General features: G+C 28.7%; 19 protein-coding genes and 1 riboswitch. Of the genes, 8 read left to right on the top strand and 11 right to left on the bottom strand.

The genetic code is table 11. The features are described from left to right. Positions 1-14 precede the first annotated feature (14 nt). The 6 genes from H5J23_RS05630 to H5J23_RS05605 form a co-directional block, all read right to left on the bottom strand. Positions 15-1,169 (bottom strand): DUF3798 domain-containing protein, encoded by a 1,155-nt coding sequence (locus H5J23_RS05630; protein WP_370523841.1) that lies wholly within the window; start codon positions 1,167-1,169, stop codon positions 15-17. 257 nt (positions 1,170-1,426) lie between these two features. Beyond that, positions 1,427-2,818: a dipeptidase PepV gene (gene pepV / locus H5J23_RS05625; protein WP_185891259.1), complete on the bottom strand. Its 1,392-nt coding sequence runs from the start codon at positions 2,816-2,818 to the stop codon at positions 1,427-1,429. A gap of 2 nt (positions 2,819-2,820) precedes the next feature. Beyond that, the gene (locus tag H5J23_RS05620) at positions 2,821-3,705 is read right to left on the bottom strand and encodes a VacJ family lipoprotein (RefSeq protein ID WP_023049826.1); all 885 of its coding nucleotides are present in this window, start codon (positions 3,703-3,705) and stop codon (positions 2,821-2,823) included. Continuing rightward, positions 3,695-4,975, bottom strand: a complete 1,281-nt coding sequence (locus H5J23_RS05615; protein WP_185891258.1) for a serine/threonine protein kinase — start codon at positions 4,973-4,975, stop codon at positions 3,695-3,697. The genes H5J23_RS05620 and H5J23_RS05615 overlap by 11 nt, the downstream gene beginning before the upstream one ends. Positions 4,976-5,003: 28 nt before the next feature. Continuing rightward, a complete protein-coding gene (locus H5J23_RS05610) occupies positions 5,004-5,783 on the bottom strand; it encodes a Cof-type HAD-IIB family hydrolase (RefSeq protein ID WP_023049824.1) in 780 nt (259 codons plus the stop codon). Positions 5,784-5,801: 18 nt separating this feature from the next. Then, positions 5,802-6,566 (bottom strand): RNA methyltransferase, encoded by a 765-nt coding sequence (locus tag H5J23_RS05605; protein ID WP_023049823.1) that lies wholly within the window; start codon positions 6,564-6,566, stop codon positions 5,802-5,804. Between the two features lie 162 nt (positions 6,567-6,728). Here H5J23_RS05605 and H5J23_RS05600 point away from each other — a divergent pair, with 162 nt between their 5' ends. The 3 genes from H5J23_RS05600 (at position 6,729) to H5J23_RS05590 (ending at position 9,947) form a co-directional block, all read left to right on the top strand. After that, a complete protein-coding gene (locus H5J23_RS05600) occupies positions 6,729-7,757 on the top strand; it encodes an extracellular solute-binding protein (RefSeq protein WP_023049822.1) in 1,029 nt (342 codons plus the stop codon). Positions 7,758-7,863: 106 nt separating this feature from the next. Continuing rightward, positions 7,864-8,958: a DNA polymerase III subunit beta gene (locus tag H5J23_RS05595; RefSeq protein WP_023049821.1), complete on the top strand. Its 1,095-nt coding sequence runs from the start codon at positions 7,864-7,866 to the stop codon at positions 8,956-8,958. Positions 8,959-8,981: 23 nt separating this feature from the next. Then, positions 8,982-9,947 (top strand): magnesium transporter CorA family protein, encoded by a 966-nt coding sequence (locus H5J23_RS05590; protein ID WP_023049820.1) that lies wholly within the window; start codon positions 8,982-8,984, stop codon positions 9,945-9,947. A 33-nt stretch (positions 9,948-9,980) separates the two neighbouring features. Here the strand turns inward: H5J23_RS05590 and fusA are convergent, their stop codons facing one another. Together fusA and H5J23_RS05580 are read right to left on the bottom strand one after the other, a co-directional pair. Beyond that, positions 9,981-12,044 carry an elongation factor G gene (gene fusA / locus H5J23_RS05585; protein WP_023049819.1) on the bottom strand — a complete coding sequence of 688 codons (2,064 nt, stop codon included), beginning with the start codon at positions 12,042-12,044 and terminating at the stop codon, positions 9,981-9,983. Positions 12,045-12,175: 131 nt separating this feature from the next. After that, positions 12,176-12,451 (bottom strand): HU family DNA-binding protein, encoded by a 276-nt coding sequence (locus H5J23_RS05580; protein WP_023049818.1) that lies wholly within the window; start codon positions 12,449-12,451, stop codon positions 12,176-12,178. Between the two features lie 156 nt (positions 12,452-12,607). On the opposite strand from H5J23_RS05580, the gene H5J23_RS05575 reads away from it, so the two are divergent. The 5 genes from H5J23_RS05575 (at position 12,608) to H5J23_RS05555 (ending at position 17,149) form a co-directional block, all read left to right on the top strand. Continuing rightward, on the top strand, positions 12,608-13,438 hold the full coding sequence (locus H5J23_RS05575) for an N-acetylmuramoyl-L-alanine amidase (protein ID WP_023049817.1): 831 nt from the start codon (positions 12,608-12,610) through the stop codon (positions 13,436-13,438). Positions 13,439-13,499: 61 nt separating this feature from the next. Then, positions 13,500-13,629, top strand: a riboswitch (FMN riboswitch). An 88-nt stretch (positions 13,630-13,717) separates the two neighbouring features. Beyond that, positions 13,718-14,191 carry a 6,7-dimethyl-8-ribityllumazine synthase gene (ribE, locus tag H5J23_RS05570; RefSeq protein WP_023049816.1) on the top strand — a complete coding sequence of 158 codons (474 nt, stop codon included), beginning with the start codon at positions 13,718-13,720 and terminating at the stop codon, positions 14,189-14,191. Between the two features lie 2 nt (positions 14,192-14,193). Then, on the top strand, positions 14,194-15,291 hold the full coding sequence (ribD, locus tag H5J23_RS05565; protein WP_245576438.1) for a bifunctional diaminohydroxyphosphoribosylaminopyrimidine deaminase/5-amino-6-(5-phosphoribosylamino)uracil reductase RibD: 1,098 nt from the start codon (positions 14,194-14,196) through the stop codon (positions 15,289-15,291). Continuing rightward, complete coding sequence (locus H5J23_RS05560) at positions 15,276-15,932, top strand: riboflavin synthase (RefSeq protein WP_023049814.1); 657 nt, start codon at positions 15,276-15,278, stop codon at positions 15,930-15,932. The genes ribD and H5J23_RS05560 overlap by 16 nt, the downstream gene beginning before the upstream one ends. Positions 15,933-15,949: 17 nt before the next feature. Further along, positions 15,950-17,149: a bifunctional 3,4-dihydroxy-2-butanone-4-phosphate synthase/GTP cyclohydrolase II gene (locus H5J23_RS05555; protein ID WP_023049813.1), complete on the top strand. Its 1,200-nt coding sequence runs from the start codon at positions 15,950-15,952 to the stop codon at positions 17,147-17,149. Positions 17,150-17,174: 25 nt separating this feature from the next. Here the strand turns inward: H5J23_RS05555 and H5J23_RS05550 are convergent, their stop codons facing one another. The 3 genes from H5J23_RS05550 to asnS are packed head-to-tail and all read right to left on the bottom strand — an operon-like array spanning position 17,175 to position 19,880. Then, a complete protein-coding gene (locus tag H5J23_RS05550) occupies positions 17,175-17,438 on the bottom strand; it encodes a hypothetical protein (protein ID WP_040406041.1) in 264 nt (87 codons plus the stop codon). Positions 17,439-17,443: 5 nt separating this feature from the next. Further along, positions 17,444-18,472 carry an alpha/beta hydrolase family protein gene (locus H5J23_RS05545; RefSeq protein ID WP_023049811.1) on the bottom strand — a complete coding sequence of 343 codons (1,029 nt, stop codon included), beginning with the start codon at positions 18,470-18,472 and terminating at the stop codon, positions 17,444-17,446. A gap of 16 nt (positions 18,473-18,488) precedes the next feature. After that, on the bottom strand, positions 18,489-19,880 hold the full coding sequence (gene asnS, locus H5J23_RS05540) for an asparagine--tRNA ligase (protein WP_185891256.1): 1,392 nt from the start codon (positions 19,878-19,880) through the stop codon (positions 18,489-18,491). Between the last annotated feature and the right edge of the window lie 7 nt (positions 19,881-19,887).

Here is a 19,887-nt window from a genome sequence, read left to right as displayed (position 1 = left end):
GTCAAAAATTTCAATTATTTTATTGAAAAATATTTTTCTGGCACTTCTAGTTCTGTCATTTTTAAATAACCTTTTCCTAAAACATATGTATCTTGGTATAACAAATAGAAATTCTCTCGCTCTACTCCTCTAACATCTACATAATTACTTCCATTCCACTGAGCTCCTGGAGTATTTTTTGCTAAAACTTCTTTTAAAGCATCAAAATCATCTATTTGAGCTTTTCCATCTAGTACTTCTTTTGCTAAATCAACTAAAGAAACTGTAACAGAGAAATTGTATGAATAAGCCCATGTTCCCATTCTTTTTGCTCCACCTTTTTCTCCCACAGTTTTTTCAACTTTTTCTAAAATCTTTGGCCAATTCCCTTTTTCATCCTCTGTAAATTGTATCCCTAAAGCTCCAGGGTATCCCATTGTAGGCGATGGTAAATCCGCCTCAACAAAGTATCCACCTTTCTCTGCAACTCTTTTTAATAAAGGCTCTGTATGAGCATCATTTGTTGCAAAAAAAGCTGTTTTATCTCCATATTTAGTTATCCAATTTGGAACTTGTTCTAAGATAAATTGTTGTGCTCCTGCTACTCCTACATCACTTACAGGATCTGGAGCTGTCATTTCAATAAACTCCATTCCTAAATCATTTGCAGCAACTTTCATTACATTTCTTCTTTTTGACAGAAGCTCATAGCTCATATGTCTCGGAAATGAAATATGCATAAACTTATCTGCTCCCATCTCTTTTGCTGCTTTTACTATTAAATAACCTCTTGCTATACTATCTGGATTCACAACTAAATCCGAAACTTCTCCAATCATTTCAGGATCTTCGTGTGGTGAATTTGCTAAAAGTAAAATATCTGGTCTTTTTTCTCTAATTCTTCTAAACGCTTCCACTGTTCCTGGAATTGCTTCTCCTACAACAATAGCTTTCATTTTAGGATCATCTGCTAAACTTACCATTTGAGAAATTGTCGTTTCCATCTCTTGCATAAAATTATCTGGATAAGTTACATGTACTATCTCTCCACCCTTATCTGCTGGTCCATATAATTTTATGGCCTCTTCAGCTCCTCTTAATCCATCTTCTGATTGAGAAACTGTCCCTGTTATTACTCCAATATGATATGGTGCTTGTCCCATACTAACTACTGATAATAAAAAACTCATTAAAATTAAAAAAATTTTTTTCATAAATCCTTATCCCTCCCTATAACTTTATTTTAATTTTTATTATTTGAATTAATATATTTTATATTATAGTTTTTTAAAAATATATTTTTATTATGTATATATTAATATCATATATAGTTATTATTAATATAGATTCTAATTTTTCTTGTATACTATTTTTTTAGTATTTTTGTCTATTTTTTATTTTTACAAAAAATAAAAAAACTGCAATACTGCAGTTTTTTCTTACACTTTTATTTTGCTAAATCATATATTGCTTGAACATATATTTTTAACCAAGTATCTAATTTATCTAATTCTAAATACTCATTTTTTTGATGCATATTATCCTCTTGATCTTTTAATAAAGCTCCAAATGCAACTCCATTTGTTACAGCTCTAGCGTACGTTCCGCCACCAATAGAAACTGGTTCTGCATCTACGTCACCTGTTATATCTTTATATATATCCATTAATGTTGTCACTAAGAAGCTATCTTTAGGAACATATAGTGGATTCTTTGCTGACCTTACTGTAACATTTAAATTTTTAGTTTTTGCTCTTTTTTCTACTTGATCAATTACTTGTTCTTTTGTAAATGTAACTGGATATCTAATATCAAATCCAAACATTACATTTTTACCTTCACACTCAATTTTACCAATAGTTAATGTTAATACTCCAGATGGTTCATCTTCAAAATTAATTCCTAATCTCTCTCCTGAATATTCCATCTTTACATACTCATTGAAGAATTCTACTAAATTTTTTAGTTTTTCATCTTCTATTTTTAAAGTTGACAAGAAACTAAATAAAGCTGATATTGCATTATAACCATTTGCTGGTCTAGCTCCATGAGAAGCTTTTCCTAAAGAAACTATTTCTATTTTTTCATCTTTTTCAGTCGCTACTATCTTAAACTCTTTTCCTTCGTTATATTTTTCTAAATTTAAAAATATTTCATCTTTCATTGACAATGGAAATAACCCTATCGCAGAATCTGGAACTGAATTAAATGCTACTCCACCTTTTATTGAAAAATTTAATTCTTCTTGGTACTCTTGACTCAGCATTAAGTGTAAAATTCCTTTTTCGGCATAAGTTACAGGAAATGATGAGTCTGGAGTAAATGCCATTGCTGGTTGTGGCATATTTAATTTTCCAAAATAATGGTTCATACATCCCCAGCCAGTTTCTTCATTAGCTCCCACTATCACTCTAACTTTTCTATTTAATTTAACTCCTGAATCTTTAATAGCTTTTAATGCATATAAGGCAGCAATTGTAGGACCTTTATCGTCTAAAACTCCTCTTCCATACATTTTCCCATCTACTATTTTTGCTTCATATGGTGGATGATCCCATCCTTTTCCCTCAGGTACAACATCCACATGTCCAAGAATCCCTATCATCTCTTCATCTGAACCTACACCAAAATCAATATGACCTGCATAATTATCAAAATTTTCAACTTCAAAACCTAATTTTTTTCCTAAATCTAACATATGCTCTAGAGCCTTTGCAGGTCCTTCTCCAAAAGGCATTCCTTCTAATGGTGCCTCTTGCACGCTTTTAATTCTAACTGACTCCTGAATTGATTTAACAACATCATCTTTGTAATTTAGTACAAACTCTTGTAAATTCAAAACTATTCACCTCTCCCCTTTACTTTTACATCATTTACATCTATTAATGTATCTCTATATTTAGTATAGAAATATCTTACATACTCATACTCAAAAGGACTTCCAGTCCCATAGTATCTAAAATTCTGATTTTCTTTTCTTGCATTAATTGCTCCCATCGTAGTAACTCCTGGGTTATTAACATCAAAACCAACAGGTTGATCATATGGATTTATCTCTGAAACACTTACTATTCCTGCTGCTTTCCCTGCTGTATCTCTAAGATTGGATGGTCCAAAACCAGGTAATACCAAGTATGGTCCATTTCCAACTCCATATTTTGCTAAAGTTAATCCAAAATCTTCATATGTTTTTGGTAATTCCAAAGCAGATGCTACATCAAATAATCCTAAAATACCAATTGTTGAGTTTATTCCAAATCTAACAAAAGTTATTGTAGCTTTTCTTCCTTCAAATTGTAATATTGAATTTATAAACGTATTAATTTCTTGTAAATTTGAAAAGAAATTAGACACACCTTTTTGAACAAATTTTGGTGCTATAAATTCATAAGTATTAACAGCTGGAATTAAAACATATTTATCTAAATAATAATTAAAGTAGTATATTCTTCTGTTCAAAGGTTCTAACGGATCATAAACTTCTATAAATTTAGTTCCATTTATCTCCTTCTTTTCTACAACTTCACTTCTTATTCCTTCTGGTTCATATATAATCTCTTTTCCATTTCCTAATTTTAAGTATTCATTACTCTTTAAATGAGTATGTTGATTTAAGCTTTCTTTTTTTTCAAAATTTTTTTCAGAAATATCATTTTTGGTTTTTAAGGGAGAACAGCTAATAAAAAATATGCAACTTATCATTAAGCCTAACTTTTTATAATTCATTGTTGAACACCCCCTTCTCTAAAAACTCTAACATTTTATCCACATTAGTTTGATAAAACATGTTTCCACAATGTCCCCCATAAGGATATATCAAACTTCTTTCTTTAAATACATTTTTTATAAAACTTCTATCCTTATCAGATAAAATAAAATCATCTTCATTGGTTACTGCTACTATTTTATCTTCTTTCTCTAAATAACTTTTAATTATTCTCAAATCTCCATATTTTAAAACATCGTTAAAAGTTAAATCTCCACCTAATATTTTTAAATAATATGGATAAGCTAATTTATTTAAATAATCACTAAAGTTTGCAAAATTAATGCTTTCAAAATAAGGATACATTTTTGAAAACTTTCCCGGAGTTGTATTTGAATACACATGAGTACCATTTATTTGATCTACAATATAGTTTAAATCAATTGATGTTAAATTAAAAGCAAGTCCTATTAATCTTTCCATCTCTTTATTAGATAATTCTTGTTTTTCAAAAATTGAGTATATTCCTTCTTCTGTTATTTGTAAATCACTAGGTGAGATGTTCTTTTTTACTACTTCCATTACTTCATCAATAATTTCTACTATTTGCCCTTTATTTTCTATATTTTTTGATAACATATTATCTAAAGTAGTTGCTGAATAGTATAAATTAACAGATGGATTAACCATATAAACTCTTTTAAAATTAAAATCTTTTCCTTGAGAATCTAAATAAGATAAAATAGCTGAGTGCGTTGCTCCCATACTATATCCCATTAAATAAGTGTCTGTTATTTCAACTTTCTCCTCTTTTTTTACTTTTTCTAACATATCTCCCATAATATTATATAAATCTAAACCGTCCTGAATCAAAACTCCAGGTACCTGACTATTTGATACGTTTAATATAAAATTAGAATTAAACACTGACGTTACAGTTAGTACATGATATCCTGCATTGTAAAATATCTTTTGAAAGTTTTTTGTTCTTGTAGAGTTATATGCAGATCCTGTTCCTGATAAAACAAAAATTAAAGGAGCTTTCCCTTTTTGTTTACTTAAAGAAAAATTAAATCCATTGTCAAACCACATATTTGCAGGTACTTTATTACTTCTTTCTAACATAATTTTGAATTCCTTAGTTGGCACTTCATTTGGTATTCCTTTTGCCATAATCTTAGAACTTCCAACTATTGTTGCCACATATGGATTTTTCATTGGAAATTTATACTCAGCAAAAATATTTACCGTTAGAATTAACATAAATATTACTCTCATACATCTTCTCATTATAAAAATTCCCCTCCTTAAAATAAGATTAAATAATTTTTTTCAGCTCTTCTAAAACTCCATTTTCATTGTTACTTTTTGCTATAAAATTTGATATTTTCTTTATTTCTTCATGTGCATTTTCCATTGCAAAACTATATTTACCCTTTTTTAGCATTTCTAAATCATTTAAATAATCTCCAAAAATCATAGTTTCTTCATAATTTACTCCCAACTCTTTTTGAAGAGCCTCTAATGCTATCCCTTTATTAGATTCCAAATGACTTATATCTAACCAAATTTCACCTGAAACAACAATTTGGCAATCTTTTTCATTTTCTATATAGGGATACACATTTCTTTCTGTTCCACTTAAGTCACAATAAGTAATTTTTATTATTTCATCATCTATAAAATCTAAAAGATTTGAAACAACTTTTCTTTCCTCATAATATTTTTCTACTTCTGTAACAAATTCTATTTCAGTCGATTCAATATATGCAGATTTCTTACCACATAATACCACATTTGTTGTAGGTATCTTTCTTCCTATTTCAACATATTTTTTTATTATCTCTTTAGATAATATTCTTGAATATATTTCTTTTTCTTTTTCTACAACATAACTCCCATTTTCAGCAATAAAAACTATTTTATTTTTTATCTTATCAAAATTTTTTCTTAAATTTTGATATTGCCTTCCACTAGCTACAACAAATTTAATACCCTTTTTCTCCATTTCTGAATGAATCTCCCAAAATTCATTTGAAAACTCTTTTTTATCATTTAAAAATGTTCCATCCATATCTGTAACAACTAGTTTTATCATCAAAATCTCTCCTAATACTTATTTATTGTCTAATCTATTTCTTACATCATATAAAATAATCCCTGTGGCCATAGCTACATTTAATGATTCTGCACTTCCGTAAATCGGAATTATTACTTTCTCATCACTTTTTAACAATATATTTTGAGAAATTCCATCACCTTCATTTCCAAATACAAATGCATTTTTTTCTTCTAATCTCATTTTTGTATATGGAATAGAATCTTTTTCTAAGGCTGTAGCTATTATTTTATACCCTTTCTCTTTCAATAGATGTATAGTATCTTCCTCTTCTAAATAGTAGATATTTATACTTAAAATTGATCCCATACTGCTTCTTACAGTTTTTTCATTGTAGCAATCTACGCTTCCCTTAGTTAAGATTATATCCTTAAATCCTGCTGCATCTGCTACTCTTATAATTGTTCCTAAATTTCCGGGATCTGCTACTCTATTTAAGACAACAATATTTTTATCTAAATAATCCAATTTTTGTTCTTTAGAATTATAGCAAATGATAACTCCTTGAGAATTTTCTTGTGAACTTAACTCTTTAAATAATTTTTCGCTTAAAATTATTTTTTTACATTGAAATTTTTCAGATAATTTTATACTTTCTTCTGAAACTCCCTCTTTAAATATTATTACTTTAGGAATCTCTTCAAATTCCAAAAATTTTCTTCCTTCTGCCAAAAATAATTTATCCAGTTCTCTATATTTTTTTGCTTTTAACTTTTTTAAACTCTTGAAAAGTTCATTGTCTTTACTTGTTATTATATCCAATATTATATCTCCTAAAACTAATTATATTTTACATAAGATTATACATTAATTTTGTCCTATTTTCTAGTTAAATAATCTTTAGCTGTAATTATTCTTGACTATCTTTAAAAAATATAATACAATTTTTAGCGGTTATATAATTTATATTTTAGGGAGGTTTAAGTGAAAAAAATAATAACTTTATTATCTTTAGTTTTCCTACTACTTTCATGTGGTAACGAAAAACAAAAAAATGAGAATGTTCTTTATCTTTATGGATGGGCTGATTATATTCCCACTAAAATTTATGAAGATTTTGAAAAAGAAACGGGTATTAAAGTAATTGAAGATATTTATTCATCAAATGAAGAGATGTTTGCTAAAATTAAGGCTGGAGGATCTGGATATGATATCTTAACACCTTCAACTGATTATGCTGAAATTTTAATGAATGATGGAATGCTTGAAAAACTTGATAAGTCTAAATTGCCATCATTAAATAATATAGATCCTATGGTATTTGAAAAGCTGCAGTACTTTGATTCTAATAATGATTATGCTTTTCCCTTTGCAATGGGTGCTACAACTATAGCAGTAAACACTAAATATGTTAAAGATTTTCCAAAAGATTTCACAATTTATAACAATGCTGAATATAAAGGAAAAATGACTTTACTAGATGATATGAGAGAGGTTATGACTTCTGCTTTAGGAACTTTAGGATATCCTCAAACAACTGAAGATGAAGCTGCTATATCTCAAGCTGCTAATCTTGTAAAAGAGTGGAAAAAAAATATTGCCAAATTTGATTCTGAATCTTTTGGTAAAGGTTTTGCTAATGGTGATTTCTGGGTTGTACATTGCTATCCTGATAATGTTTTAAACGAATTAACTCCAGAACAGTTAGAAACAACTGAATTTATAATTCCGGAAAAAGGTGGTACAGCTTATATTGATTCGTTTGTTATCCCAAAAACTGCACCAAATAAAGAAGCTGCATATAAGTTTTTGGATTTTGTACAAAGACCTGAAAACTATAAGCTAATTGCAGAGCATTTAAGAATTCCATCTATAAATGTTCCTGCTAGAGAACTTATCACTGTTGAACCTCTATATTCAATAGATGATTTAAGACATACTGAAATTTTAAGAGATATTAAAAATACACTAGATCTTCAAAGTAAATATTGGCAAGAAATTCTTATTGATTAATATTAAAAGTCTAACTTAAAAATTTAAGTTAGACTTTTTTATTTCTTGTAACACTCTTATTTATAGTGTATAATTTTAGAAAAGAATACAATTAGGAGGACCCCCTATGAATTTTAATATTAGAAGAAATGAACTAGTTGAAATTTTCTCTGAATTTATTAATATTTTAAAAGATAATCCAATTAAACCGATTATTTCTGGTTTAAAAATAGAATCAAATAGTGGTAAAGTAACGTTTACAGGTACTAACCTTGACATTAACTATATAAAAACTATCTATTGCGAAACAATTGAAGATGGTGTAGTTATTTTTAAACCAAATTTAGCTTTAGAATATATTAAGCTTTTAGATGATGAAACTATTAATTTATCATCTAAAAATGATATTCTTTCTATTCATTTAGCTGAGTTTACTTTATTATATAACGATAATTTTCCTGAAAATTTAAAACTTCCACTTGTTGATGAAATTGCAAAAATTTCACCTCAAGAACTTTATAAAAGTTTTGAAAGAACAAAATTTTCGGTTGCTCCTTCAACAGAAAATTTAGCAATAAATTGTATTAGAACTCTTTTTAGAGAAGATAGAATCTCTTTTGTATCAACAGATTCATATAGATTAACTTATTTAAAAACGGATAACAAATCTCTTTTAGAAAAGGATTTTTCAATTCCTCTTGAATCTGTTAATATTTTGTGTAAATTAATCAAAGATTTAAATGAAGATATAACTATTGGTTCAAATGGTGAGAACCTTATTTTCTTATGGAAAAATACTTACTTCCTTACAAAAGTAACTACTCTTCCATTTCCTAATTTTGATGCTATCCTTTGTGGAAATAGTTTCAGTAAAGAGATGGAGTTTAATTATAATGATTTCAAAAGTGCTTTAAAAAAGGTTTTAACAGTGGCAAGAACTAGTAATGAATCAAAAAATGGCGCTATCTTAGAATTCAAAGGAAAAAAACTTTCTATTTCTGCCTCTTCTGGTAAAGCAAAAATTAATCAAAAAGTTGATATGATTAAAAATGGAGATGATTTTAAATGCTCTCTTAATATAAAATTCCTTTTTGAATTTGTTGAAAATTTAAATAATAATGTTTTTATTAAAGGAAATACTTCTTCAGCTATGTTTGAAATTACTGAAGGAGATAACAGTTCTTATAAATATATTTTAATGCCTCTTGCACTAAGAGACTAACACTCAATTTTAGGCGGTTTTTTATGATAAAAATTTACAAAAGTCATAATGATATTTTAGAAAAAAAACTTTTCTCAATTTCTGAAACACTTGAAGTTGAAAAATTAACTGAAAAAAATACATGGATTCATCTTTCAAATCCTACAGAGGAAGAGATTAGAGTTGTTACTAATAGCTTTGATATTCCTGAAGAACATATTCGAGCAGCTCTTGATGAAGAGGAAAAAGCTCGTTTGGAAATTGATGATGATATAATCTTAGTTATTATTGATGTTCCTATACATGATGAGAATAATCGTTGTTCTTTCACTACTGTTCCACTTGGAATAATTTTATTGAAAGATCATATTTTAACCGTATCCACTGTCAAACTCTCTCTTATTGAAGAGTTTGTTCAAGGAAGAATTAAAAGTTTTTTTACGTTTAAAAAAACAAGATTTATTTTACAAATGCTTTTTAGAAACTCTACATATTTCTTACTTTACCTAAAACAAATTGGAAGAATAAGTGATAATATCGAAAGGCAACTAAAAAATAATCTTAGAAACCAAGAACTTATGCTTCTTCTTGAATTGGAAAAAAGTTTGGTTTATTTTACTACATCTTTAAAATCAAATGAAGCCGTTCTTGAGAGAATGATGAGAACTGAAATTGTAAAAAGATATCCAGATGATTTAGAACTTCTTGAAGACGTTATAATAGAAACTAAACAAGCAATTGAAATGGCCAATATTTATTCAAGTATTCTAGGTAGTACTCGAGATGCTTTTTCTACTGTTATGTCAAATAACCTTAATATAGTAATGAAAAAACTTACTTCTATTACAATTGTGTTTGCTATTCCTACCGTTGTTTCTGGGCTTTGGGGAATGAACGTAGGTGGAGTTCCTTTTGCTTCAGATACCTATGGTTTTCTTTGGGTTCTACTTGTAGCATTTGCTTGTGGAATTATAATAACATGGATTTTATTTAAAAAAGAACTATTTTAATTGAAAAGGCTCTGTTAATCAGAGCCTCTTTTATTACTTATTTTTTCTTATTTCTATTATTTTTTGTGCTAAATTTTCTTGAAGCTCCTCATATTTTAAAAAGCTATATTCAAATCTTCCTCTACCCTGAGTTAATGATTTTAAATCTATTGCATATTTTAATATCTCGCTTTCGGGAACTTCTACAATTAAAAGCTGCTCAGAGTAAGCTTTTGGTTCCATTCCTAAAATTCTTCCTCTTCTTTTATTCATATCTCCCATAATATCTCCTATATATTCATCAGGAGCTACTATTTCCATTTTTACAATTGGCTCTAATATGACACACTTAGCTGTCTCCATTCCTTTTCTAAAGGCTAATATGGCTGCTTGTTTAAATGATATTTCATTTGAATCTACAGGATGATAAGACCCATCATACAGTGTTGCCTTTATGTTTATTACTGGATAACCTGCTAATTTACCTTTATTTTTTGCTTCTAACAATCCCTTTTCTACTGCTGGAATGTAAGTTTTAGGAACTACTCCACCATGAATATTATCATAAAATCCAAACTCGTCACTATTAGGTTCAAACTTTATAAATACTTCTCCAAATTGTCCTGCTCCTCCTGATTGTTTTTTATGTCTACCTTGAGCTTCAACACTATTTTTAATTGTTTCTCTATAGGAAACTTCTGGTTCTTTCAATAAAGCATTCACACCAAATTTATTTTCAAGTTTATTAAGAAGTATATTCAGATGTTTTTCTCCTTGTCCACCAATTATTAGCTCTTTTGTTTCATAATTTCTTCCTATTGAAAAAGAGGGATCCTCATCCATTAACCTTTGAAGAGCTCCACTTAACTTATCATCATCGCTTTTTTCTTTTGGAACAATGGACATATATAAACATGGCTTTGGAAACTCTATTACTTGATATAAAATGACATTATCTTTATCACATAGGGTATCTCCCGTCTGAGCCTCTTGAATCTTTGTCATAGCACCTATATCTCCTGCTCTTACCTCTTCTGCTGGTAATTGTTTTCCACCTCTAAAGAATGAAATATTTCCTACTTTAACTTTTACTCCTTTATTTGAAATTAATACTTCATCATCTTTTTTAATAACTCCTGAATTAACCTTAAATAACGATATTTTTCCCATATATGGATCTACTATCGTTTTAAATATAACTGCAGAGAACGGCTCATCAACTGCAACTTTTCTTGTTAGCATCTCACTTTTATTTGTCGTATAACCTATTTTAATACCTCCATTTACCTCTAAAGGTGTTGGTAAATAGTTATATAGCATTTCAAAAAGAGTTCGAACACCTATTCCATTACTTGCTGATCCAATGATAACAGGAACAATTTCTCCACTAACAACACCATTATGTAACCCCTGCTTAATTTCTTCCTCAGTAAAATCCTCTCCTGAAAAATACTTATTTAAAAGGTTTTCATCAGTCTCAGCAATTGCCTCTAATAAAAGATTTCTTACTTCTGCCACATCTATATCTTCTGGAATTGGAGCATCTTCACATGACTCACCATTAAAAATTCTCCCTTTTAAATCCACAACATTTACAAAACCTTTAAACTCCTCTTCAAATCCTATTGGTATACAAAATGGTGCTACTTTTTTACCAAATTTTTCTTTCATATCATAAAGAAGTTTCTCATAATTATGGACTCCTTTATTCATCTTATTAATAAAAATAACTCTTGGAATACCAGCTTCTTCAAGCAATCTCCAGGCTCTCTCTGTTCCTACTTCCACTCCTGCTGCACCATTGATAACTAAAACTGCTCCTCCTGAAACTGCCAAAGCTGATGAAACCTCTCCTGAAAAATCTGAATATCCTGGTGTATCTAGTATATTGTATTTATGTCCTAAATATTCAAGAGGTATAACTGACGTATTAATTGAAAATCCCTGTTTCATTTCCTCTTTATCAAAATCTGATATACTTGTTTGAGAGTCAACACTCCCCATTTTAGGGGTTGTATTAGATATGTATAGCATGGCCTCTACTAAGCTACTTTTTCCACTTCCACGATGCCCCAAAAGAGTTATATTTCTTATCTCACTCATTTCATAACTAATCATAATTGTTCCTCCTATTTTAAGAGATTTTTTACGTTAGTACTTATATAGCTAATATTTCTTAATAAGTCAATAGCAATTTCTAAAACATATAAAAAAAGCCGAGAATTAATCTCGGCTTAAATAACTAAATATTAGTTCATTTTGTCTACTAAAGACTTTCCAGCTTTAAACTTTACAGTTTTCTTAGCTTCTATTTTAATTTCTTCTCCAGTTTTAGGGTTTCTTCCAGTTCTTTCAGGTCTTTCAACTACCTCAAATTTTCCCCATCCGATGAAGTTGATTTCCTCTCCAGCTTGTAAAGTCTCCTCTATTGTAACTAGAACTGAATCTAACTTTCTTTCTGCTTCAGCTTTTGAAGAGAATACACCTTTTTCAAATAATACTTTTGCGAATTCTTTTTTTGTCATTATATTTTCCTCCTAAAATGCTTCTATTATTGTAATTAAGTACAGTCATTTATATCATATAAACCAATTAATTTCAAATGTTTTTTAGGTTTTTTTGGATTTTTTTGACAATTTGGTATATAATCAAATCATACCAAAGGAAAGGATGTTCTTAATATGATTAAAAAAATAGTTTTTTTGTTTTTAACCCTTGTTTTATCTTCGTGCACATCGCTAAAATACAGTGTTAATTCGTCTAAATACAAATCAAAATCTTATAATGAAAGAGTTAGATTTGTTATTTTGCACTACACTGCTTTAAATGATGAACGTTCAATCACTGCTTTAACAAAAAATAATGTTAGCTCTCATTATCTAGTTACTCAAGAAAGGTATGATTCTGTTTACTCTTTAGTTCCTGATACTCAAAGAGCTTGGCATGCTGGAACTAGTTCCTTTGATGGTTACAAAAATCTAAATGATAATTCAATTGGAATTGAAATCTCTAATTTAGGTTATTCAAGTGCTAGTAAACAAAAAACAGCAAATTTAAAAGAGGGTATTGTTGATACAACTATGTTTTACCCATATAATGATGCTCAAGTTTTTAAAATTGGAATGTTATTAAAAGAACTTACTGCTAAATATAAGATTAATCCTAAATACATTTTAGGACATTCTGATATTGCTCCTACTAGAAAGTTTGATCCTGGTCCAAAATTCCCATGGAAACATCTTTATGACCATTATGGTGTTGGTGCTTGGTTTGAGAAAAAAGATTTTAATGCTTTTTATTCACAAGATCTTTTTAATTCATATTCAGCTAAAGATTTAAAAGATGAATTACGTAAATATGGGTATGATATTAATTCCACTGATAATTGGGATTTACAAAGTAAAAAAGTGGTTTCTGCATTCCAGATGCACTTTAGACCTAGAAAAGTTGATGGTGTTTTTGACCTTGAAACTTTTGCTATTATAAAGGCATTAAATAAAAAATACAAATAATTTTATTGACAAAATAACTATTGATGTTTTATAATCAAGTCAACAATAATAAAATATGATAGATAAACTTCAGGGCAGGGTGAGCTTTTAATTAGCAATTCCCGACCGGCGGTGATAGTCCGCGAAACCTTCGGGTTTGATTTGGTGAAACTCCAAAACCGACAGTATAGTCTGGATGGAAGAAGTGTTTTTTTTATGCACAATTTTCTAATTTATTTATTTTTAAGCCCGAAGTCTATCTTCGGTTTTTTTTTATAAAAAATTTGAGGAGGACTAAAAATGGTAAAAATTTATGAGGGAAATTTTATAGGTGAAAATTTAAAGGTAGGTATCGTTTGTGCTAGATTCAATGAATTTATTGTATCTAAACTTTTATCTGGTTCAATTGATGCTTTAAAAAGACATTCAGTTAACGAGGAAAACATACATGTTTCTTGGGTTCCAGGAGCTTTTGAAATTCCTCTTATTGCAAAAAAAATGGTTGAAACTAAAAAGTTTGACGTTGTTATTGCTCTTGGAGCTGTAATTAGAGGAGCTACTCCACATTTTGATTATGTTTGTTCAGAAGTTTCTAAAGGTGTAGCATCAATATCTTTAGATTCTGGAATTCCTGTAATTTTTGGTGTATTAACAGTTAATTCAATTGAAGAAGCTATTGAAAGAGCTGGTACAAAAGCCGGAAATAAAGGATTTGAAGCTGGACTTTCTGCTATTGAAACTGTTAATCTTATTAGAAGTATTTCAGAGGAATAATTATGCATAATTACTTTATGGAAATAGCTATTAATGAAGCTAAAAAAGGTATAGGTGCTGTTAATCCTAATCCGCTTGTTGGAGCTGTTCTAGTTAAAGATAATAAAATTCTAGCAATGGGACACCATGAGTTTTATGGTGGCCCACATGCTGAAGTTAATACTTTAAATAAATCTAATGACACTGAAGGATGTACTCTCTATGTTACTTTAGAACCTTGTTCTCACTATGGGAAAACACCACCTTGCACCAAACTTATTATTAGCTCCAAAATAAAAAGATGCGTTATTGCAACTTTAGACCCTAATCCATTAGTTAGTGGCCAAGGTGTAAAACAATTAGAGGAAGCTGGTATTGAAGTTATCATTGGGGTTTTAGAAAATGAAGCTAGAAATTTAAATAAAGTTTTCTTTAAGTATATAGAAAATAAAATTCCATATATTTTTATAAAAGCTGGGATAACGCTTGATGGTAAAATAGCCACTCAATCTTTTTCTTCACAATGGATTACAAATTCTTTAGCTCGAAATAAAGTAGAAAAATATCGAAACTTTTTCTCTGGAATTTTAGTTGGAGCCAATACTGTTATTCAAGACAATCCATCTCTTAGATGTAAAGTTCTGGGTAACCGTAATCCTTATAGATTAATTTTAGATAAAGATTTAATTATCTCAGAAAAATATAGTATAATAAGTAATAACGAAGATCAAAAAACTTTTATTATTACATCTGAAAAAAATATTAATTTAGAAAAGTTTCAATTATTTTCAGAAAAATTTTCAATTAAATTTATAACTTTTTCAGAAAATGAAAATTTAAAGGATATTTTAAAAAAAATTGGTTCTTATAATATTGATTCTATATTAGTCGAAGGTGGCTCAGGAGTAATCTCATCTTTTTTTAAAGAAGAGATTTATGATGGTGGAGAAATTATTATTGCTCCTAAAATACTAGGAGATGGTCTTGCTATACCATTTTTAAATGGTTTTTCTCCTAATATGATTGATGAAGGAATTACTTTGAAAAATATTAAAATAAATATTTATGATGATAATGTTGGATTTGAGTTTTATAAGGAGGAAGGATGTTTACCGGTTTAATTGAAGAGCTTGGAAAAGTTATTTCTATTGATAAAACTCCACAAGGTGCAAATATAACTATCTCATGTAATAAAGTTTTACAAAAGGCAGCTATTGGAGATAGTATTGCTACAAACGGTGTTTGTTTAACTGTTGTTAAACTATCTAATACGGCTTTTACAGCTAATATAATGAATGAATCTTTAAAAGTTTCATCTTTAAAAAATTTAAAGATTGGAGATTTAGTCAATTTAGAAAAATCTTTAACTTTACAATCCTATTTAGGCGGACATCTTGTCACAGGAGATGTTGATTGTTGTGGAAAAATAACCTCAATATCCAATGATGGGTTTGCACAAAAATATACAATTGAAATCCCTTTAGAGTTTATGAAATATGTTGTTTATAAGGGACGTATTACTCTTGATGGAGCTAGTTTGACTGTTGCCTCATTAAATGATTCAACTCTAACAGTTTCATTAATTCCTCATACACAAAAATCTATAACTTTAGGTTTTAAAAATGTTGGAGATATTATAAATATTGAAACTGATTTAATTGCAAAACATCTCGAAAAATTACTCCTAAGCAGAGAAAAAACAGATGAAAAATCTAGTTCAAATATTTCCAAAAGTTTTTTAGCTGAAAATGGATTTTTCTAATATTAAGGAGGTTTAACATGTTTAATAAAATAGAAGATGCTATTAATGATTTAAAAAATGGAAAGTTAATAGTCGTTGTTGATAATGAAGATAGAGAAAACGAGGGAGACCTTGTTGGTATTGGAGATATTATCTCTAAAGAAAATATTAATTTTATGATAAAATATGGAAGAGGTTTAGTTTGTGTTCCTCTTGAAGAAAAAAGAGCTAAAGAGCTTGACTTAACTCCTATGGTTTTTAATAATAGTGATTCTCATCAAACTGCTTTTACAGTTTCTGTAGATTCTTTAGCTGGAACTACTACTGGAATCTCTGTTGAAGATAGATATAATACTATAAGAGATTTGGCTTTTAATTCTAAATCTGGCAATGATTTTAAAAAACCAGGTCATATATTTCCTCTAATAGCTAAAAATGGCGGAGTAATCGAAAGACCGGGACACACTGAAGCTTCTGTTGACCTTGCTAAATTAGCAGGTTTTAACGGTTGTGGTGTTATTTGTGAAATTATAAAAGAAGATGGCGAAATGGCACGTGTTCCTGACTTAATTGAATTTTGTAAGCTTCATGATTTAAAGATGATTACAATTGAAGATTTAATTGAATATAGAAAAAAAAATGAGTTCCAAACTGAATTAGTTTGCGAAGCACCTTTACCTACAAAACATGGAACATTTAGACTAATAGGTTTTTCAAATACTATTGATTACAAAGAACATGTTGCATTAGTTTATGGAGATATTGATAATCAAGAGGACGTCCTTTTACGTGTTCATTCAGAATGTTTAACAGGTGATGCCTTTGGTTCATTAAAATGTGATTGTGGTAGTCAATTAGATAAAGCTCTTGAAAATATTGTTAATCACGGATCTGGAGTACTTTTATATATGAGGCAAGAAGGTAGGGGTATTGGTCTTCTTAACAAAATAAAAGCTTATAATCTTCAAGCTCAAGGCAAGGATACTGTTGAAGCTAATACTTTATTAGGGTTTGACCCTGATTTAAGAGATTTTGCTGTAGCTGCTCAAATGATAAAGCTTTTAAATATAAGAAGTATTAATCTAATGACCAACAACCCTAAAAAAATAAATGATTTAGAAAAGTATGGTATTAAAATTAATCATAGAACACATATTGAATTTCCTTCAAATAGCTGTAATTCTAAATATTTAAAAACTAAAAGGGAAAAAATGAATCATTTATTTAAAATAAACTAAAAAAAGGCTTGAGTTTACTCAAGCCTTAATCTTTTAAATCTTCTAAAACCATCAAATAATATTCTATACCACTTTCTAGTTTTTCTTTATCTTTTTTTGAATAATCACTAGTTGAAACTTTTGTCTTTAAGTCTTTAAATTGACTCTCTAACTCTTCTCTCTCTTTTTCTTTAAAAGGTTTTGCTACCATATCATAAAATTCATTTTGATAACTTTTATACTCACCTTTTATTCCTAATGAAAAACATCCTGTAAATAATAACATACTCAATATTAATAAGTATTTCATTATATCTACTTCCTTCTTTTTGTTTCTTCTGTAAAAAACACTAAAAAATTATATATATCTTTCGATATATATTCCCATGTATGATATTCATTTTCATAAATTTTCCCTTTGAAATCTAATCCATATTTTTTGGCTCTACCTACAACATCAAGCCATTGCTGAAACATTAAATAAGGTTTTTTATCTTCTGAACCAACACTTAAATAAAACTTTTTCCCTTTATATCTTTCAGGATTGGTTTTTTTAATTATACTATACGGATCATTTTTTAAAATTTTATATCCCCAAGGACTAAATACTTTCATGAAATGAGCTTTATTTACATCATTAAATAAAAATTTTGGTACATATAAATATCTAAAAATTCTCATAACCCTACGATTTATACTCATTCTAATTAAACTTATAGCCCCTGAAAAACTGGCTATAACATCATACGATTCTAAATTTTTAAGTCCAATTTTTAATGCACCATAGCCACCCATAGAAAATCCGCCAATACCTTTTTTAGAATTAGGATATTCTTGTTCGATAAAACTTGTCAAATCTTTTGAAAAAAATTCTTCATATTGATGAGATTTATCATTATAAAAATTAGTATACCAACTTTCACCATTATATCCTGAGTCTGGAAGAATAAAAATAATATCTTTTACTTTTCCTCTTTTCTTTAAACTTAGGTAATTTTCACGTAATTTTGCTTTATATATCCAATCTTCAGCTTTATCTCTTATTCCATGAAGAAGAACTAAACACAAGGGAGTCTCTAATACTCCCTTTGGTTTTACTATTAACACCCTCATCTTTTCAGTTGCGTACTTAGTTTCTAAATATTTTTCTTCTATAGTGAACTCATCTGATAGTTCTTTATGTGAAAAATCTAAATATTTAGATTTTGTATCTATTATTTTTTCAACTTGAGAAAAATTAAGAACTCTTTTTAATTTTCTATTTAATTTAAAATTATATGGATATGTTACAGTATAAAAAAGTAGAGAAATAAAAACTAGAAAAACTAGTATTTCTAATATCATTCTTCTTCCTCAGTAATTAAAACTCAGCGTTATTTGGAGTTCTAGGGAATGGTATTACGTCTCTTATATTTGTTATTCCTGTTACATACATAATCATTCTTTCAAATCCTAATCCATATCCTGAATGAGGGAAACTTCCAAATCTTCTTAAGTCTAAATAGAATCCATAATCATCAGCACTTAATCCAGCTTCTGCCATTCTCTCTTCTAGTACATCTATATTATCTTCTCTTTGAGATCCACCTATTATCTCTCCAATTCCTGGAGCTAATAAATCCATTGCTCTAACTGTTTTTCCATCTTTATTTAATTTCATATAAAATGCCTTAATTTCTTTTGGATAATCTGTTACAAATACAGGTCTTTTAAAATATTCTTCTGATAAAAATCTTTCGTGCTCACTTTGTAAATCAATTCCCCATTTAACAGGATAATCAAACTTCTTTCCTGAGTTTACTAAAATATCTATTGCTTCTGTATATGTTACTCTTCCAAAATCATTATTTAATACATTATTTAATTTATCAAATAATCCTTTTTCAATAAACTGATTGAAAAATTCCATTTCTTCAGGACATTCATCCATTACATACTTAATTATGTATTTTACCATTGCTTCTGCTAGTTCCATATTACCCTCTAAATCTGCAAAAGCTATTTCTGGTTCTATCATCCAAAATTCAGCAGCATGTCTCGAAGTATTTGATTGTTCTGCTCTAAATGTTGGTCCAAATGTGTATATATTTCTAAATGCAGAACAATAAGTCTCTCCATTTAACTGACCACTTACTGTTAAATTTGTTTCTTTTCCAAAGAAGTCTTTTGTTACATCAACCTTCCCTTCTTCAGTTTTAGGTACATCATTTAAATCAAGAGTTGTTACTCTAAACATCTCTCCTGCACCCTCACAATCTGATCCTGTAATGATTGGTGTATGTGTATATACAAATCCATTCTCTTGGAAAAACTTATGAATTGCATAAGCTAAAACTGATCTCACTCTAAATACTGCAGAGAATGTATTTGTTCTAGGTCTTAAATGTGCAATTGTTCTTAAGAACTCAAAAGAGTGTCTTTTATTTTGTAATGGATAATCTAAATCAGCTTTTTGGAAAATTTCAATCTCTTTAGCTTGGATTTCAAAATTTTGTCCTGCACCTTGAGATTTAACTACTATACCTTTTACAATTATTGACGATGATATTGAAAGTCTTGAAATTTCGTCAAAATTTGGTAAATTTGTATCAAATACTATTTGTACACCTTTGAAAAAACTTCCATCATTTAATTCTATAAATCCAAAGTTTTTTTGTGATCTTATTTTTCTTACCCAACCTGATAACTCAACTTCCTGGTCTAAATACTTCTCTGTTTCTCTATAAAGAGTTTTAACTAATTGTTTCATCATTTGCCCC

It is taken from the genome of Cetobacterium sp. 2G large (assembly GCF_014250655.1).
GTDB classification, from domain to species: domain Bacteria; phylum Fusobacteriota; class Fusobacteriia; order Fusobacteriales; family Fusobacteriaceae; genus Cetobacterium_A; species Cetobacterium_A somerae.
Note: the sequence above shows the minus strand (reverse complement) of the source record. Positions and strands in the feature narration are given on the sequence as shown.

Excerpts from the sequence above, each read along its gene's own strand:
- H5J23_RS05630 (WP_370523841.1), bottom strand. The coding sequence starts at position 1,169 with ATGAGTTTTTTATTATCAGTAGTTAGTATGGGACAAGCACCATATCAT.
- H5J23_RS05620 (WP_023049826.1), bottom strand. The coding sequence starts at position 3,705 with ATGAATTATAAAAAGTTAGGCTTAATGATAAGTTGCATATTTTTTATT.
- H5J23_RS05615 (WP_185891258.1), bottom strand. The coding sequence starts at position 4,975 with ATGAGAAGATGTATGAGAGTAATATTTATGTTAATTCTAACGGTAAAT.
- H5J23_RS05610 (WP_023049824.1), bottom strand. The coding sequence starts at position 5,783 with ATGATAAAACTAGTTGTTACAGATATGGATGGAACATTTTTAAATGAT.
- H5J23_RS05595 (WP_023049821.1), top strand. The coding sequence starts at position 7,864 with ATGAATTTTAATATTAGAAGAAATGAACTAGTTGAAATTTTCTCTGAA.
- H5J23_RS05590 (WP_023049820.1), top strand. The coding sequence starts at position 8,982 with ATGATAAAAATTTACAAAAGTCATAATGATATTTTAGAAAAAAAACTT.
- fusA (WP_023049819.1), bottom strand. The coding sequence starts at position 12,044 with ATGATTAGTTATGAAATGAGTGAGATAAGAAATATAACTCTTTTGGGG.
- H5J23_RS05580 (WP_023049818.1), bottom strand. The coding sequence starts at position 12,451 with ATGACAAAAAAAGAATTCGCAAAAGTATTATTTGAAAAAGGTGTATTC.
- H5J23_RS05575 (WP_023049817.1), top strand. The coding sequence starts at position 12,608 with ATGATTAAAAAAATAGTTTTTTTGTTTTTAACCCTTGTTTTATCTTCG.
- ribE (WP_023049816.1), top strand. The coding sequence starts at position 13,718 with ATGGTAAAAATTTATGAGGGAAATTTTATAGGTGAAAATTTAAAGGTA.
- ribD (WP_245576438.1), top strand. The coding sequence starts at position 14,194 with ATGCATAATTACTTTATGGAAATAGCTATTAATGAAGCTAAAAAAGGT.
- H5J23_RS05560 (WP_023049814.1), top strand. The coding sequence starts at position 15,276 with ATGTTTACCGGTTTAATTGAAGAGCTTGGAAAAGTTATTTCTATTGAT.
- H5J23_RS05555 (WP_023049813.1), top strand. The coding sequence starts at position 15,950 with ATGTTTAATAAAATAGAAGATGCTATTAATGATTTAAAAAATGGAAAG.
- H5J23_RS05550 (WP_040406041.1), bottom strand. The coding sequence starts at position 17,438 with ATGAAATACTTATTAATATTGAGTATGTTATTATTTACAGGATGTTTT.
- H5J23_RS05545 (WP_023049811.1), bottom strand. The coding sequence starts at position 18,472 with ATGATATTAGAAATACTAGTTTTTCTAGTTTTTATTTCTCTACTTTTT.
- asnS (WP_185891256.1), bottom strand. The coding sequence starts at position 19,880 with ATGATGAAACAATTAGTTAAAACTCTTTATAGAGAAACAGAGAAGTAT.